At 59.5% G+C, this 14,280-nt stretch carries 16 protein-coding genes; 10 read left to right on the forward strand and 6 right to left on the reverse strand.

The window, feature by feature from the left end:
• The first annotated feature begins 28 nt into the window (after positions 1-28).
• Positions 29-1,021, forward strand: coding sequence for an ABC transporter ATP-binding protein (locus ACR0AG_RS14675; RefSeq protein WP_480840250.1), 993 nt, complete (start codon positions 29-31; stop codon positions 1,019-1,021).
• Here ACR0AG_RS14675 and ACR0AG_RS14680 read toward each other — a convergent pair.
• Positions 1,018-1,485 carry a DUF1203 domain-containing protein gene (locus tag ACR0AG_RS14680; RefSeq protein WP_480840181.1) on the reverse strand — a complete coding sequence of 156 codons (468 nt, stop codon included), beginning with the start codon at positions 1,483-1,485 and terminating at the stop codon, positions 1,018-1,020. The genes ACR0AG_RS14675 and ACR0AG_RS14680 overlap by 4 nt on opposite strands.
• Positions 1,486-1,814: 329 nt before the next feature.
• Between ACR0AG_RS14680 and ACR0AG_RS14685 the strand changes: the two genes are divergently transcribed.
• Positions 1,815-2,771, forward strand: coding sequence for a DMT family transporter (locus tag ACR0AG_RS14685; protein ID WP_480840184.1), 957 nt, complete (start codon positions 1,815-1,817; stop codon positions 2,769-2,771).
• 61 nt (positions 2,772-2,832) lie between these two features.
• Here the strand turns inward: ACR0AG_RS14685 and ACR0AG_RS14690 are convergent, their stop codons facing one another.
• Complete coding sequence (locus ACR0AG_RS14690; protein WP_480840186.1) at positions 2,833-3,945, reverse strand: S-(hydroxymethyl)glutathione dehydrogenase/class III alcohol dehydrogenase; 1,113 nt, start codon at positions 3,943-3,945, stop codon at positions 2,833-2,835.
• A gap of 131 nt (positions 3,946-4,076) precedes the next feature.
• Between ACR0AG_RS14690 and ACR0AG_RS14695 the strand changes: the two genes are divergently transcribed.
• Positions 4,077-4,364 (forward strand): I78 family peptidase inhibitor, encoded by a 288-nt coding sequence (locus ACR0AG_RS14695; protein ID WP_480840188.1) that lies wholly within the window; start codon positions 4,077-4,079, stop codon positions 4,362-4,364.
• 68 nt (positions 4,365-4,432) lie between these two features.
• On the opposite strand, the gene ACR0AG_RS14700 is transcribed toward ACR0AG_RS14695, so the two are convergent.
• The gene (locus ACR0AG_RS14700; protein WP_480840190.1) at positions 4,433-5,158 is read right to left on the reverse strand and encodes an SDR family NAD(P)-dependent oxidoreductase; all 726 of its coding nucleotides are present in this window, start codon (positions 5,156-5,158) and stop codon (positions 4,433-4,435) included.
• 193 nt (positions 5,159-5,351) lie between these two features.
• Here ACR0AG_RS14700 and ACR0AG_RS14705 point away from each other — a divergent pair, with 193 nt between their 5' ends.
• From ACR0AG_RS14705 to ACR0AG_RS14725, 5 genes are read left to right on the forward strand one after another with little or no spacing between them, the layout of a single operon-like run.
• Positions 5,352-6,680: an NAD(P)/FAD-dependent oxidoreductase gene (locus ACR0AG_RS14705; protein WP_480840192.1), complete on the forward strand. Its 1,329-nt coding sequence runs from the start codon at positions 5,352-5,354 to the stop codon at positions 6,678-6,680.
• A complete protein-coding gene (locus ACR0AG_RS14710; protein WP_480840194.1) occupies positions 6,637-7,173 on the forward strand; it encodes a hypothetical protein in 537 nt (178 codons plus the stop codon). Before ACR0AG_RS14705 ends, ACR0AG_RS14710 begins: the two co-directional genes overlap by 44 nt.
• The gene (locus ACR0AG_RS14715) at positions 7,173-8,396 is read left to right on the forward strand and encodes an MFS transporter (protein WP_480840197.1); all 1,224 of its coding nucleotides are present in this window, start codon (positions 7,173-7,175) and stop codon (positions 8,394-8,396) included. Before ACR0AG_RS14710 ends, ACR0AG_RS14715 begins: the two co-directional genes overlap by 1 nt.
• Positions 8,393-9,010 (forward strand): DUF3833 domain-containing protein, encoded by a 618-nt coding sequence (locus ACR0AG_RS14720; RefSeq protein ID WP_480840199.1) that lies wholly within the window; start codon positions 8,393-8,395, stop codon positions 9,008-9,010. Before ACR0AG_RS14715 ends, ACR0AG_RS14720 begins: the two co-directional genes overlap by 4 nt.
• Positions 9,007-9,549 (forward strand): DUF3833 domain-containing protein, encoded by a 543-nt coding sequence (locus ACR0AG_RS14725; RefSeq protein ID WP_480840201.1) that lies wholly within the window; start codon positions 9,007-9,009, stop codon positions 9,547-9,549. Before ACR0AG_RS14720 ends, ACR0AG_RS14725 begins: the two co-directional genes overlap by 4 nt.
• A gap of 79 nt (positions 9,550-9,628) precedes the next feature.
• On the opposite strand, the gene ACR0AG_RS14730 is transcribed toward ACR0AG_RS14725, so the two are convergent.
• The 3 genes from ACR0AG_RS14730 to ACR0AG_RS14740 are packed head-to-tail and all read right to left on the reverse strand — an operon-like array spanning position 9,629 to position 12,644.
• Positions 9,629-10,636: an ABC transporter substrate-binding protein gene (locus tag ACR0AG_RS14730; protein ID WP_480840203.1), complete on the reverse strand. Its 1,008-nt coding sequence runs from the start codon at positions 10,634-10,636 to the stop codon at positions 9,629-9,631.
• A complete protein-coding gene (locus ACR0AG_RS14735) occupies positions 10,606-11,982 on the reverse strand; it encodes a sensor histidine kinase (protein ID WP_480840205.1) in 1,377 nt (458 codons plus the stop codon). Before ACR0AG_RS14735 ends, ACR0AG_RS14730 begins: the two co-directional genes overlap by 31 nt.
• The gene (locus tag ACR0AG_RS14740) at positions 11,979-12,644 is read right to left on the reverse strand and encodes a response regulator transcription factor (protein WP_480840207.1); all 666 of its coding nucleotides are present in this window, start codon (positions 12,642-12,644) and stop codon (positions 11,979-11,981) included. The genes ACR0AG_RS14735 and ACR0AG_RS14740 overlap by 4 nt, the downstream gene beginning before the upstream one ends.
• 115 nt (positions 12,645-12,759) lie before the next feature.
• On the opposite strand from ACR0AG_RS14740, the gene ACR0AG_RS14745 reads away from it, so the two are divergent.
• Both ACR0AG_RS14745 and ACR0AG_RS14750 read left to right on the forward strand, forming a co-directional pair.
• Positions 12,760-13,740: a tripartite tricarboxylate transporter substrate binding protein gene (locus ACR0AG_RS14745; RefSeq protein WP_480840209.1), complete on the forward strand. Its 981-nt coding sequence runs from the start codon at positions 12,760-12,762 to the stop codon at positions 13,738-13,740.
• A 54-nt stretch (positions 13,741-13,794) separates the two neighbouring features.
• Positions 13,795-14,280 (forward strand): tripartite tricarboxylate transporter TctB family protein, encoded by a 486-nt coding sequence (locus tag ACR0AG_RS14750; RefSeq protein WP_480840211.1) that lies wholly within the window; start codon positions 13,795-13,797, stop codon positions 14,278-14,280.

Here is a 14,280-nt window from a genome sequence, read left to right on the forward strand (position 1 = left end):
CGATGAGCAAACCGGGGGCAAGAGCCACATGAGCGATGCGGCAATCAGGATCGAAGGGCTGCGCAAAACCTATCGGGGCGGCAAGGGGCAGCCTGAAAAGCAGGCGCTGAAAGGGATTGATCTGGCGATCCCGCGCGGCTCGGTCTTTGGGCTGTTGGGGCCAAACGGGGCGGGCAAATCGACCCTGATCAACATTCTGGCCGGTCTGGTGGTCAAAAGCGCAGGCAAAGTGGCGATCTGGGGGTTCGATCAGGATCAAAACCCGCGCCAGTCCCGTGCCGCGATCGGCGTTATGCCGCAAGAGTTGAACCTGGATCCGTTCTTTACCCCACGTGGCGCGCTTGAGGTGCAGGCCGGTCTGTACGGTGTGCCAAAATCCGAGCGCCGCAGCGACGAGATCCTCGAACTGGTGGGCCTCAGCGACAAGGCCGAGGCCTATGCCCGCACGCTGTCAGGCGGGATGCGGCGCCGGTTGCTGCTGGCCAAGGCGCTGGTGCATCAGCCCAAGGTGCTGGTGCTGGATGAACCCACCGCCGGCGTGGATATCGAGCTGCGCCAGATGCTGTGGACCAATGTGCGCAAGCTGAACGAACAGGGCATGACCATCATCCTGACCACGCATTATCTGGAAGAAGCGCAAGAGATGTGCGACCAGATCGCCATCATCAACCACGGTGAAAAGATCGCACAGGACAGCACCGCCAACCTGCTGAACCGTATGGATTGCAGGACAATGGTTATCGTTCCGGACAGCCCGGTGGCCGATCTGCCCAAGGCCGAAGGCGTCGAGGCCACCCTGCGCGACGATGGCGGGCTGATGTTGCAATACCGCAGCGCCCAGACCAGTGCCGAGCAGGTTCTGGAATCCGTCCGCACCGCAGGTATTCGCATACGCGACGTGCGCACCGAAGAAGCCGATCTTGAGGATGTGTTCCTCGCCCTGACCTCATCGCGTGCGGATGACGCCCCGACGGATGACCTGGATCAGCCGCGCCGGGGCATGCACCGTGTCAAGCTTTAACCCCGGTCGATCCGCGCGTGATAACAATTGTTGAGCGCTGAGCGGATGTGGATATAGGCCACATCGTCGCGGGCAAAGATATCGTCGGCAGCCGCATGCATCTGCGCCTGAGGCGTGATGATCCCGGTGCCGTATACGATCCGATCATCCGGTCCGTATCCCTTGATCAGATAATTGGGCGAGTCGGTCAGCGCCTCTGGCAGATTTTCAGGGTCTTCGTGGCGCTCACAAGACTCTGCACAAAGGAAAATCGGCCCGGTTTCTGCAAATGGCTGTGTCTCGGGGAAAGGTCTATGAGCCAGAACCAGCATCTCTGCGCCCTTGGGAATGTAGGTCAGGCAATGGCGGCAGGGATTTCCATGCCCGTTAGAAATGGTCCGTTCCGGCGGGTTGCCATACCCGTCTGACGCGCCGTTGCGATAGGCTTCGACCTGATCGGTCGGCAGGGCAGTTATCTTGTGCATGATGCGTCTCCTTCTTTGCCCTGAACATGCCGTCCACCCTGGGCCCAAGCGACCCGTTTCCTGCGCAATGGCCCAACGGGATCGGAAAAGAACTAAGCATGAGTGGAACGGAATCTGTAGGAAGGCGAGTGCGCAATTCGCTCTATCCTTTAGAAGCACCGCAATTTCTGCGTTGATCTCAGGGCATGGCAGCATTGCGATGTTAGCGGTAAAATAGGGGCTATGCGCCCTGACAAAATGGGTTTACTCAAAGGCACGTCAGCCGAGGTCAACCCCGTGCTGCCACGGCGCAATGCCACCACAGCGATACATCACCCGAGGCCGCAGCGATGAGCACTCAGAACACCACCGTCAAGGGACTCGGCTTTGCGTTTTTGGGCTTTGCCGTCTTCGCCAGCCATGATGCGCTGATCAAAGTGCTGGGCGGCACCTATTCCGTGCTGCAGATCATCTTTTTCGCCACACTGTTTTCCTTTGTGCCCATGGCGGTCTCGATGCTGGCCGACCGTACGCCCAGCAATTTCCGGCCGCATCACCCATGGCTGGTTCTGTTGCGTTCGGGGCTGGTGGTTACGGCCATGTCTTGTGCGTTTTATGCGTTTTCCGTTCTGCCCCTGGCCGAGGTTTATTCGCTTCTGTTTTCCTTCCCCCTGATCGTCACGGTCCTGTCGATCCCGCTGTTGGGTGAGGTCGTGCGCGCCCAGCGCTGGGCCGCTGTCGGGGTCGGCCTGATCGGCGTTCTGATCGTCCTGCGCCCCGGCACGACAGATATCACACTGGGCCATCTGGCGGCGCTGACCGCTGCGTTTTGCAGCGCGTTTGGCTCTGTTCTGGTGCGCAAGATCGGGAACGAGGAACGATCGGCCGTCCTGATCCTGTACCCGATGCTATTGGCCATCCTGGTCATGAGCCTGATGCAACCCGCCGTCTACCAGGCACCCTCGCTGCTGCATCTGGCGATGATGGCGCTGGTCGGCTTGTTTTCCGTCATCGCGCAGCACCTCATCATCCTGGCCTACCGTGCCGCTCCGGCGGGGGTCATTGCCCCCAGCCAGTACAGCCAGATCATCTGGGCCACGATCTTCGGCATGGTATTCTTCGGAGAACACCCGGATGGTTGGGTCGCGCTGGGCGCAGGCATCATCATCGCGTCCGGTGTCTTTGTCGTCTGGCGGGAAAGCCGGGCAGATGTTTCTCCAAACAAACCGGTTCTGCGCGTGCGCTCACCCCGCACAGATACCGGTGCCTCCGCGCGACCAAACAGGAATACGAACGCAGAAAAGTAAAATCGGTGCGCTCTGCAGCACACCGACCTATTTTTCATTGCAACTTGGTGTTTGAACGACCTTAGTACACCACCACCGAGCGGATGCTTTCGCCTTTGTGCATCAGGTCAAAGCCGTGGTTGATGTCGTTCAGGCGCATGGTGTGGGTGATCATCGGATCGATCTCGATCTTTCCTTCCATGTACCAGTCGACGATCTTGGGCACGTCGGTCCGACCTCGCGCGCCACCAAAGGCGGTGCCGCGCCACGAACGGCCCGTGACCAGCTGGAACGGACGGGTTGAGATTTCGGCACCCGCAGGGGCCACGCCGATGATGATCGATTCACCCCAGCCCTTATGGGCCGATTCCAGCGCGTCGCGCATGACACCGACATTGCCGGTGGCGTCAAAGGTGTAGTCCGCACCGCCTTTGGTCAGGTTGACAAGATAGGGAACCAGATCGCCTTCGACCTCTTTGGGGTTCACGAAATCTGTCATGCCGAATTTGGTGGCCATCTCGACCTTTGAAGGGTTCAGGTCGACACCAACGATCTGATCGGCCCCGGCCAGGCGCAGACCCTGAATGACGTTCAGGCCGATACCGCCCAGACCGAATACGATGGCACGGCTGCCAATTTCGACCTTGGCGGTGTTGATCACCGCGCCGATGCCGGTGGTCACGCCGCAGCCGATATAGCAGATCTTGTCGAAGGGTGCGTCCTCACGCACTTTGGCCAGCGCAATTTCGGGCAGGACGGTGTGGTTCGAAAAGGTCGAGCATCCCATGTAGTGCAGGATCGGGTCACCATCTAGGGTCGAGAACCGCGACGTGCCGTCGGGCATCAGGCCCTGACCTTGCGTTTCGCGGATCGCCTGACACAGGTTGGTTTTCGGGTGCAGACAGTACTCACACTCACGGCATTCGGGGGTGTAGAGCGGAATCACGTGATCGCCCGGTTTCAGGCTGGTCACGCCCGGACCGACCTCAACCACAACGCCCGCGCCTTCGTGGCCCAGAATGGCCGGAAACAGGCCTTCGGGGTCGGCACCCGACAGGGTGAATTCATCGGTATGGCAAATGCCGGTTGCCTTGATTTCCACCAGAACCTCACCCGCCTTGGGGCCTTCGAGGTTCACATCCATCACTTCCAAAGGTTTGCCCGCCTGAACGGCGACGGCGGCACGGGTACGCATGGTGCTTATCTCCCTGTCTTCACTTGCCTCGACCCTGCGTCAATTGCAGAGCGTTTTCAACTGTGCTTTCATGACACCTAACCTAATTCTTTGATTTTGCAGAAACGACATTGCCAGAAGGAGGAACGCCAATGCTCCGGTTTCTACCGATCCTGACCCTGCTGGCGGCCTGTGCAGACACAAATATTCCCCAAGACATTCCCCCGACGCCCGAGATCGCGCCGGTTGATCTGGCCTTTTGCAAGGGTGAGCCCTTTGCCAATTCCATTGGCCAGCCAGTTTCCACCATTCAGTTCGATCTGCCCGAGCGGTCCCGTGTTCTGGGCCCCGATGACATCGCCACGCAGGACTACCGAATTGACCGACTGAACGTCTATGTGAACGAAGTCGGCACTATTGAGCGGCTGACCTGCGGCTAAGCGTGAAATACCGGTCGCTTAGACCAGAGCGGAAATGGGACAGTTCGGTCAATGGCCCAGATTAGGCTCTATTTGCCGCGATACACCAGCAGGTCCGGCAGGTAATCGATCAACCGGATCACCCAGGAAAACGGAGCGGGAAAATCCGTGCGGAACCGACGACGCGCCATCGCCTTGACCACGCGATCCGCCGCATCCTCGGGCGTCATCAGCATGGGCATCTTGAAACTGTTCTTCTCGGTCAGGCGGGTTTTGATAAAGCCCGGGTTGACGATCCGCACGGTCACGCCCGTTCCGGCCAGATCATGGCGCATTGTCTCGGCCAGTGAGACCAGCGCCGCCTTGCTGGAGGCATAGCCGATTGCCGCCGGCAACCCGTGATAGCCCGCCAGTGATCCGATCAAAGTGATCTCACCCTTACCGGCGGTGACAAATCCGGGAACGGTTTCCCCCAGAATGCGCAAGGCACCCTGATAGTTCACGTCACTCATCCGCAGCGCAGCCTCGGTATCCCACTCGGCCGCGCGCATCGGATCGTAGGCCCCGGCGTTGTAGACCAGCCCGTCAACGGACCCGACCTCGGCCACCGCATGGCGCACGGATGCCAGATCGGTGACATCACATGGCACGGCCCGGGCATTTGGCAGCGCGGCACAGATTTCGGCCAGACGGTCGGCGTTGCGCGCGGACAGGATCAGATGCGCGCCCTGACGGGCCAGGGCCTCTGACAGCGCACGGCCCAGCCCTTCGCTGGCGCCAATGATCCAGTAGGTTTTTCCGTCAAAGCTGCTCATGCATCGGCCGTGTCAGTTAGGTTCAAGGGTTTTTACGGCCATATGACTGCGCTGGATCAACCGAACGCGACGGGATCGGAGACTGTAACCCAAGGTCACAATATAGTGCACCTGACAAAATCTTCTAATCTGATTGATCCACCCCACCTTATCCTGCGTATCTTGTTGTAAAACGTTACTTAACGAGGCTGGAATGTTCGACGAATCCCGGGGTGCTCGGAAAAAAATCGCAATCGTGGGTGCAGGCATTTCGGGTCTCTCCGCCGCTTACTATCTGTCAGAAAACAACGACGTGACCTTGTATGAAGCTGAACCTCGGCTTGGTGGTCACGCCCGCACAGTCATGGCAGGCAAGAACGGGGATCAGCCGGTCGATACCGGCTTTATCGTCTTCAATTATGTGACCTACCCGTATCTGACGAAGCTGTTTGATGAACTGAACGTGCCCGTCACGGAATCCGAGATGAGCTTTGGTGCAACCATCGACAACGGGCGCATCGAATACGGGCTGAACAACCTGCGCACCCTGACCGCGCAAAAGCGCAACCTGGCGCGCCCGGCCTATTACAAGATGATCGCCGACATCCTTCGCTTCGGCAAAGAGGCGCCCGAGGCCGCGCAGGACGATGACACAACAATCGGCGAACTGGTTGACCAGCTGCGCCTGGGATACTGGTTCCGCCACAATTACCTGATGCCCATGTGCGGCGCGATCTGGTCAACGCCGGTTGAGTTCGTGGATCAGTTCCCCGCCCGCTCGCTGGTGCAGTTTTTCCGCAACCATGCGCTGTTGGCCAGCGGACGCGCCAACCAGCATCAATGGTATACGGTCAAAGGTGGCAGCATCGAATATGTGCGCCGGATCGAGGCGGCGCTGCGGGCGCGTGGCGCTGACATTCGGCTGGCCGCGCCGGTGCAATCCGTGGAACGCGATGCGGTTGGCGTGACGATCAGCGCCCAGGGCCAATCGGATCTGTATGATGAGATCATTCTGGCCACGCATTCCGACCAATCGCTGGCCATTCTGGGCGAAAACGCATCCCAGGCCGAGCGTGATGCGCTGGGCGCGATCCGATATCAGCCCAACACCGCCATTCTTCATTGCGACCCTTCGCAAATGCCACGCCGCCGGGCGTGCTGGTCCAGTTGGACCTATCGTTCGCAAGAGGGCGACGTTGGGGTCACCTATTGGATGAACCGCCTTCAGAACATTCCCGACAGCGATCCGCTGTTCGTGTCGCTGAACGCATCATCAGATATTCCCTCGGATAAAATCTATGACAAGGTCGAATTTGCCCATCCGGTGTTCGACAAAGCCGCCCTGCGCGCACAAGGGCAAATCCGCGAGATGCAGGGACAGAACCGCACCTGGTTTGCCGGCGCATATAACCGGCACGGGTTTCACGAAGACGGGATCGCCAGCGCGATGCATGTTGTCGACCTGCTGAACGGCGTCCCGCATATTGACGGAGCTGACCATGCCATTCTTGACGAAGACGCAGCCCTACCCGCGTCGGCTTAGGCTGACTGCTGCAGTGACGCTTGCGCTGCTGGTCCCCGGTATGGGGCTGACGGCATCGGACATTTCAGGAAAACTGAGCGATGCCGAACTGCGCGGCACCGCCACCTATCGGTATCTGGGCCTTCCTCTTTATGACGCGCAACTGTTCACGCAGGACGGCGCGCCGCTGAACTGGGGGCAGGATTTCGGGTTAGAGCTGCAATACCGCCGCAACGTGACCAAAAAGGCGCTGATCAACTCCACTCTGGACGAGATGACGCGCATCGGACGCGCAGCCCCGGTGCGCGACCAGCTTGAGGTCTGCTTTGACGCCGTCACCAAGGGCGACCGGTTTCTGGCAGTGTCCGAAGGGCCAAACAAGGTCGATTTCTGGCTGAACGGGCGCAAGACCTGCACGATGTCATACCCGGGTATCACCCGCAGTTTCATGTCGATCTTTTTGGGCGACAACACGCGCTCTGCTGCGTTTACGCAGAAATTGCGAGGGCAGTGATGCTGTATCCGCGAGTCAGCCTCTATGCGCTGATGCTCGCGGCGGCGGGTATCCCGCTTTATATTCACCTGCCGCGGTTTGCGGCGGTAAATCTGGGGATCGGGCTGGGTGTGATTGGCACGGTCCTGCTGCTGATCCGGCTTGTGGATCTTGTGCAGGACCCACTGATCGGTTGGGCCATTGACCGCTGGCCCGGGCAGCAGCTGTTGTTCGCGGCGCTGGCAGCACTGGGTCTGGCAGTGGGTTTTCCGCTGTTGTTCGGCCTGCCTGAGGGCGCTGGTCTTGCTGCGCTGATCGCCATTCTGATCCTACTGTTTTCGGCCTATAGCCTCGGCACGATCCTGCTCTATGGGCGCAGCGCGACGCTTGCAAAACAGGCCAGCGCGAAAGAGCTGATGACGCTGGCTGCGTTTCGCGAGGGCGGCCAGCTGGCAGGCGTTGTGATCGCCGCCAGCGCGCCCGCCTTGTTCGTCGCATTTGGTGCGAGCGCACAGGGCTATCCTGCCTTTGGTCTGTTTCTTGGTATTCTCGCTGTTTCGACCCTATTACTTACGATTCCGATCTGGCGACGCACGCCGATCACCGGTCAGGGTTTGTCATTTGCGGCACTTGGGCAGGCCGGAGCGCTACGCCTGCTGGTTCTGGCGCTGGTGAATTCGCTGCCCGTGGCCATCACCTCAACCCTGTTTCTGTTTTTTGTTGAAGACCGGCTGCAATTGTCCGGCAAGGCAGGGCCGTTGTTGATCCTGTTCTTCCTCAGCGCGGGGGCCAGCGTTCCGCTTTGGGCGCGGCTTAGCAACCGAATTGGGCCGAAACAGACTCTGATCATTGCGATGCCATTGGCCATTCTGGGCTTCATCGGAGCCGCAACGCTTTCGGCAGGCAACCTTGCAGGTTTTGCCGTCATTTGTATCGCATCGGGTGCCGCACTCGGGGCCGATATGGTGGTTCTACCCGCAATGTTTTCCGTGGCGCTGACACGCGCTGGGCTGAATGCCTCGGCTGCGTTTGGCATCTGGTCTTTTGCCGGCAAACTGGGCCTCGCCCTGGCTGCCTTTTTCACTCTGCCGCTGCTGGAACGCAGCGGATTTGTCCCCGGACAAGCCAACTCGGCCGAGGCGCTGCAAACACTGAACCTCGCCTATGCCGTCCTACCCTGCATTCTCAAACTCGGCGCGTTCGGACTGGTTCTGACACTGCCGACGGAGGTTACTGCCAAATGACACTCATCGCACTTGTCCTTGTCGCCGTTCTAGCGCTGATCCTGGGCCGAAGCCGTTACCTGAGCTTCCGGTCGCAATCTCCGACCGACTACTCCGGCACGGGGCCGGACTTTGCCCTGAACAAGCACCTGAACGGAGAGATCCTGTCCGAGGGTCTGATCTATGGCCCGAACGGCAAGATGTCGAACAGCTTTGTCGCGCGCATGGTCGGAGAATGGGACGGAAATACCGGCACGCTGGCCGAGTATTTCACCTATTCCAACGGCAAGCAGATGACACGCAAATGGTACCTGACAATGGGCACCGGCAACACCTTCATCGCAACCGCTGACGATATTGTTGGTGAAGGCAAAGGCGTCATCTCGGGCGCGACGGTCAAGCTGAACTATCGGATCATCCTGCCGCAGGACGCGGGGGCGCATACTCTGGACGTGACCGACTGGATGTATCTGACCGAAAACGGTGTGATCATGAACCGGTCCGAGATGCGAAAGTTCGGCATCAAGGTGGCCGAACTTGTGGCCACGATGCGCCCGGCGCCTGAAACCAAGCCCATGAATCTGAACGGTGCCAACGGGCGTGATACTTCGGCCAATCTGAGGCCTTTGCAATGACGCCGCGTCGCATCCTTTTTGGCTTGGTCACGATAGCTGGGCTGGCGCTTTTGGCTGCGTGTTCGGCCAAACCAAATGTGCCCAAGACCTTCTTGTCCGATCGCCAATTGAACCTTGAGGAGTTCTTTGAGGGCCGCACCGTGGCCTATGGTCAGTTCCAGGACATTTTGGGCAACGTGCCCCGTCGGTTCGAGGTCGAAATCAACGGCACATGGGACGGTGAGACGCTGACCCTGGTCGAAGATTTTGTCTATGACGATGGCGCCACCGAACAGCGCATCTGGACCCTGACAAAAACCGGCGAAGACACCTGGACCGGTACCGCCCCGGGTGTTCTGGGAGCCGCAGAAGGCATCGAACGGGGCGATACGTTCAACTGGACATACAAGATCGATCTGCCAATCAAGGACGGAACCATGCGCGTCAGTTTTGACGACTGGATGTGGCTGTTGTCCGACGACCGGCTGTTGAACCGCGCTTATGTTTCAAGGTTCGGAATACGCATCGGCGAAGTCATCCTGTATTTCGAGAAAGAATAAGATCACTGTGCCGAACCTTTGGTGCTGATCGCGCAAAGACTGCGGTGAAAATAGAGCCTAACCAAAGAGATTGCAGCAGCTATTCCTGCAGGATCGCACTTTCCCATTCCAGCAGAAACGCGCGGCGTTTGAGTTGGTCCAGAAAGACCAAAAGCCCCGGACCGATGCGAATGCGATTCAGCGCGCCATCGATCCAGCCTTCTTCAAGACCCAGCGAAATCAGCGGCGCAGGATTCAGGCCAAAGGACTGTTCGATCAGGTGATCAACAAACTCCCGGGACAAATCCGGTTCAGGCGCATTGCGCGGGATCAAGGCGATACGCTGCATCACCGTGGTGAAATCGGTAGGCAGGATGATCTGGATCTCTTTTTCCTGCTGGTTGGCCGCATAGCTTCCAAGCACGTTATAGGCCACCAGTAGCTCGCCGGATTTAACCGCATCGATCATATCGGATGAGCAACAATAGAGCCGCGCATTCAGCCGCCCCATAACCTCGGTCAAGCGCCAATAGGTCTCAGAGGCACGGGCGTCCTGTGTGGCAAACAGATAGCCCAGCCCAGACGACCGCACATCATAAGTGCCGATCTTGCCCTCAAAGCGTTCGGTGTTCTGCCGCAGCAGGTTGATCAGCTCATTTCGGTTTTCCGGGATGTCCAGTTCATTGAATCCAGCGCGAGAGATCACGGTCGCGGCGGGCTCTTGCGTGAAGGCAAACAGCATATCGTTCCAGCTTGCCCAATCCGGCAGCAATTCCGTCGCGTCCGAGCTGTGCTGGGCCGCCAACCCGTCATTGGCCAGCTTTGTCTGCAAATCCATCGCGCTTGAGATGACGACATCGAACGCCTCATTCTCATCAACTACGGCTTTCATCACCTCGGTTGAACTGGCGACGATGTAATCGACGCGCGTATCCGGGTGGGTCGCGATGAATGACGTGATCATCGGCTGAAAGAATGCGATGTCGGCGGTGGAAATGATCCGCAGCTCTTGGCTGCCTTCACCAAAAGACGCACGATCTTCGACTTCAAAGGCCGACGCGATGCCCGCGAGGCAAATCAGGATTGAGGAAAGTGTAAGGTGACGCACGCCCCGCCCTCCGCTGAGTTGGTGAGATTCAACTGACCGCCATGGGCCTCGACAACCTCTTTCGCGATGGTCAGCCCCAGCCCCGAGCCGACCACGCCCGCTGCATTGCCACCGCGGGTAAAACGCTCGGTCATCCGATGGGTGTCGCCTTGTGCAAATCCGGGGCCAGTATCCTTGACCTGCAGGTTGGCCCCCGTCTGGTTTGCCTTGCAGGTGATTTCTACCCGCGACCCCCGCGGAGCATATTTGATCGCGTTGTCGACAATATTGTGCAGCGCGTTCTGCATCAGGATCAGGTCCCCATGAACCTCTGCCGCGTCGAGCGCGCCACAGGTCAGATCAATGTCCTTCAGTTCGGAAATCGGGCGCAGACGGTCAACCGTGTCCTCCGCCAATCGCACAAGGTCAATGCGTTCTGCGGCCAGATTATCCAGCCGGAACGTCACCATCGCGTGGTCCAAAAGCTGGCTGGCGGTGCGTGAGCTGTCATCAATGGCGTGGATCATGTCGCCAACCGCCGCCCGCGTGTCCGCATCTGCGGCCTGACGTTCGATGATCTCGGCCTTGGTGCGTACAATGGCCAGAGGCGTGCGCACCCGGTGGGCGGCCTCGGCGATGAAATCCTCGGACCGGGTCAGAGAACTGCTCAGGCGCCCCATCAAGGTGTTGAGCGATGCAACAAGCGGTCCCATCTCGCGCGGGACCGGGGCGCGCACCGGGCGTAGGTCCTTGGGGCCACGGCGCGAGACCGATCCGGCCAGACGATCCAGCGGACGTATCGTGCTGCGCGCAATGATTGCGGCGATCAGCGCCGACAGCACAAAGACACCCGCCCCGATCCCAAGTGCGGTGCGAGATATCTGTGTTAGTGTCTGTTTTTGGCTGTTCAGCGTCTGGGCCACGGCCACCTGCAATACAGCTTGCCCCACATCCGTGGACACGGCGCGCGCGATATTGGCCACGCGAATATCCTCGCCCAGAAACGCGGTCGACAGAAAACTGGGCGTTCCGGTTTCCACAACCGCGGCCACCGGAAGATCGGGGTAACCGCTCAGCAGCTCATCCCCCAGCCGGATGGCATAGAAAACCCGTTCATCGGCGTCGCCCTCAAGCATCGACAACGCGGAATAGGGCAGATCAACGTTCAACTGGCCGCCGACAAAGCGCGCGCTGTCCAGGATCGACCGGGCCGAGGCCGCCAACACGTTGTCCTGGCTTTCCTGCGCCACCTGCCGGGCCACCGAAAGGACCAGAAAATACACAACCAGCGCCATCAGGGCCGCACTGGCCAGCAGCGACAGTTGCAGGCGGCGACGGATCGAGCCCTGAACCCTTGGCGCACTCATCCGGTTTCCAGTTTGTAACCAAGGCCGCGCACCGTGGTGATCCTGACGCTGGAGCCATTCAGGTGACGGCGCAGACGCCCCACATAAACCTCGATGGCATTTTCCGAGACGTCTTCGTCATAAGAAAAGAGCCGGTCCACCAGTGCGGATTTCGAATGGATCTGCCCCGGAGATTTGGCGAAAACCTCAAACAAGCGCAGCTCGCGATTGCGCAGTTGCGCCGATTTTCCGGCAAAGGCCAGTGTGCCTGACCGCGAATCGAATCGCACATCGCCAAGCGCGATGCCTTCCTGCGCGGCCCCGCCACGGCGGCGTAAAACGGCGCGGCACCGAGCCTCAAGCTCGGCAAAATCGATGGGTTTGACCATGTAATCATCCGCGCCAAGATCCAGCAAACCGACGCGATCCGACACCTCGGACCGTGCGGTCAGCACGATCACCGGCGTGCGCCCGCTTTGGTCCCGATGCCGTGCCAGGAACGTGCGGCCGTCCCCATCGGGCAGCATAATATCCAGTAAAATCAAATCATAACTGGTTGTCGCGATGAAATCCCAGGCCGTCTGCAAATCCCCTGCATGATCGACGACATGACCATCCAGTCCCAGCCGGGCCACAACGGCCTCGGCCAGTTCCGGTGTGTCTTCGATCAGCAGAAATCGCATGCCCCTGTGGCCCTTTCCGGTTCCCACGCCCTGATGTCAGCTTTGTGTCAGGTTCATTTCCTAGCCTTTGACATGAGCGGCCAGTGCGGCCGTTGTCAAATGGGAGGAAATCGTCATGACATTTGAACTGGGCCGTCGTGCCCTTTTGGCCGCTGCTGCGGCTTTTGCCTTTACCGGCCCGGCATTGGCTGACGGCCACCAGGTGGTCGACAGCATCCACTTTCTGATCCCCGGCGGCGCAGGCGGCGGCTGGGATGGTACCGCGCGTGGCACAGGCGAGGCACTGACCAATGCCGGTATCGTCGGCACTGCATCTTATGAAAACATGTCCGGTGGCGGCGGCGGCAAGGCGATCGGCTTTTTGATCGAAAACGCCGACAGCAACCATGGCACGCTGATGGTGAACTCGACCCCCATCGTGATCCGTTCACTGACCGGCGTGTTCCCGCAGAACTTCCGGGACCTCACTCTGGTTGCGGGCACCATCGGTGACTATGCCGCCATCGTTGTGGGCAAGGACAGCCCGATCAATTCGATGGGTGACCTGCTGGCCGCTTATGACGCGGATCCGAACGGCACAGCCATCGGCGGCGGCTCGGTCCCCGGGGGCATGGACCACCTCGTTGCGGCGATGGTGATGGAAGCCGCCGGCAAAGACGCGCTGAACGTCAAGTACATCCCTTATGATGCGGGCGGCAAAGCCATGGCCGCGCTGCTCTCGGGTGAAATTGCGGCCCTGTCCACCGGTCTTTCGGAAGCGGTGGACCTTGCCAATGCGGGCGAGGTTAAGATCATCGGCATCACCTCGGAGGAGCGTGTGGACGCCGCTGGTGACGCGATGACCATGAAAGAGCAGGGCATCGACACAACCTTCGTCAACTGGCGCGGTTTCTTTGCAGCCCCCGGCCTGCCCGAGGACAAGCTGGTCATGTACCAGGAAGCTCTGACCAAGATGTATGACACCCCCGAATGGGAAGAGGTGCGGGCCCGTAACGGTTGGGTCAACATCCACAACAATGGCGATGACTTCCGCACCTTCCTGGAACAGCAGGAACAGGCCATCGGCGACCTGATGAAGAAGCTCGGCTTCCTTTAAGCTGAGCTTTTGGGGGCGGTACGCCGCCCCCTCATGACAAAGGGGAGGGGACACATGGCGCTTGACCGCTGGATTTCACTTATCTTGCTGGGCATATGTCTGGCCTATGGCTACGCGGCCTGGTTCACCATGGATGGGCAACTTGCACCGTTCATGCGGCGAAACCCGATCTGGCCCTCGACCTTTCCCAAAGTGTTGTCGGTGCTTGGCATCCTCACCTCACTTATCATCCTGTTCGGGCTGGAAAAGGGTGAGCCCAAGATCGGCGACATCGATTATCGGCGCCTTGGCGACTATCACCTGGGTCAAGCGCTGCTGCTGCTGGCACTGATGGTGGCTTACGCGCTGTGTTTGCGCCCGCTGGGTTTCATCTTTTCCACCGCCGGATTCCTGATCCTTGGCTCAGTCATACTGGGCGAGCGTAAGTGGCACATCATGGTGCCCGTCGCGCTGATCGCGACCGGGGTCGTCTGGTATCTGGTCCAGCAGGTGCTGGGTATCTACCTGCGCCCCCTGCCCGGCTTTTTCAACGGAGGCTGA

Source organism: Ruegeria sp. H6 (assembly GCF_056532975.1).

Coding starts and splice junctions, on each gene's coding strand:
- ACR0AG_RS14725 (WP_480840201.1), top strand. CDS start 9,007: ATGACGCCGCGTCGCATCCTTTTTGGCTTGGTCACGATAGCTGGGCTG.
- ACR0AG_RS14685 (WP_480840184.1), top strand. CDS start 1,815: ATGAGCACTCAGAACACCACCGTCAAGGGACTCGGCTTTGCGTTTTTG.
- ACR0AG_RS14700 (WP_480840190.1), bottom strand. CDS start 5,158: ATGAGCAGCTTTGACGGAAAAACCTACTGGATCATTGGCGCCAGCGAA.
- ACR0AG_RS14715 (WP_480840197.1), top strand. CDS start 7,173: ATGCTGTATCCGCGAGTCAGCCTCTATGCGCTGATGCTCGCGGCGGCG.
- ACR0AG_RS14720 (WP_480840199.1), top strand. CDS start 8,393: ATGACACTCATCGCACTTGTCCTTGTCGCCGTTCTAGCGCTGATCCTG.
- ACR0AG_RS14735 (WP_480840205.1), bottom strand. CDS start 11,982: ATGAGTGCGCCAAGGGTTCAGGGCTCGATCCGTCGCCGCCTGCAACTG.
- ACR0AG_RS14680 (WP_480840181.1), bottom strand. CDS start 1,485: ATGCACAAGATAACTGCCCTGCCGACCGATCAGGTCGAAGCCTATCGC.
- ACR0AG_RS14745 (WP_480840209.1), top strand. CDS start 12,760: ATGACATTTGAACTGGGCCGTCGTGCCCTTTTGGCCGCTGCTGCGGCT.
- ACR0AG_RS14710 (WP_480840194.1), top strand. CDS start 6,637: ATGCCATTCTTGACGAAGACGCAGCCCTACCCGCGTCGGCTTAGGCTG.
- ACR0AG_RS14675 (WP_480840250.1), top strand. CDS start 29: ATGAGCGATGCGGCAATCAGGATCGAAGGGCTGCGCAAAACCTATCGG.
- ACR0AG_RS14695 (WP_480840188.1), top strand. CDS start 4,077: ATGCTCCGGTTTCTACCGATCCTGACCCTGCTGGCGGCCTGTGCAGAC.
- ACR0AG_RS14750 (WP_480840211.1), top strand. CDS start 13,795: ATGGCGCTTGACCGCTGGATTTCACTTATCTTGCTGGGCATATGTCTG.
- ACR0AG_RS14690 (WP_480840186.1), bottom strand. CDS start 3,945: ATGCGTACCCGTGCCGCCGTCGCCGTTCAGGCGGGCAAACCTTTGGAA.
- ACR0AG_RS14705 (WP_480840192.1), top strand. CDS start 5,352: ATGTTCGACGAATCCCGGGGTGCTCGGAAAAAAATCGCAATCGTGGGT.
- ACR0AG_RS14740 (WP_480840207.1), bottom strand. CDS start 12,644: ATGCGATTTCTGCTGATCGAAGACACACCGGAACTGGCCGAGGCCGTT.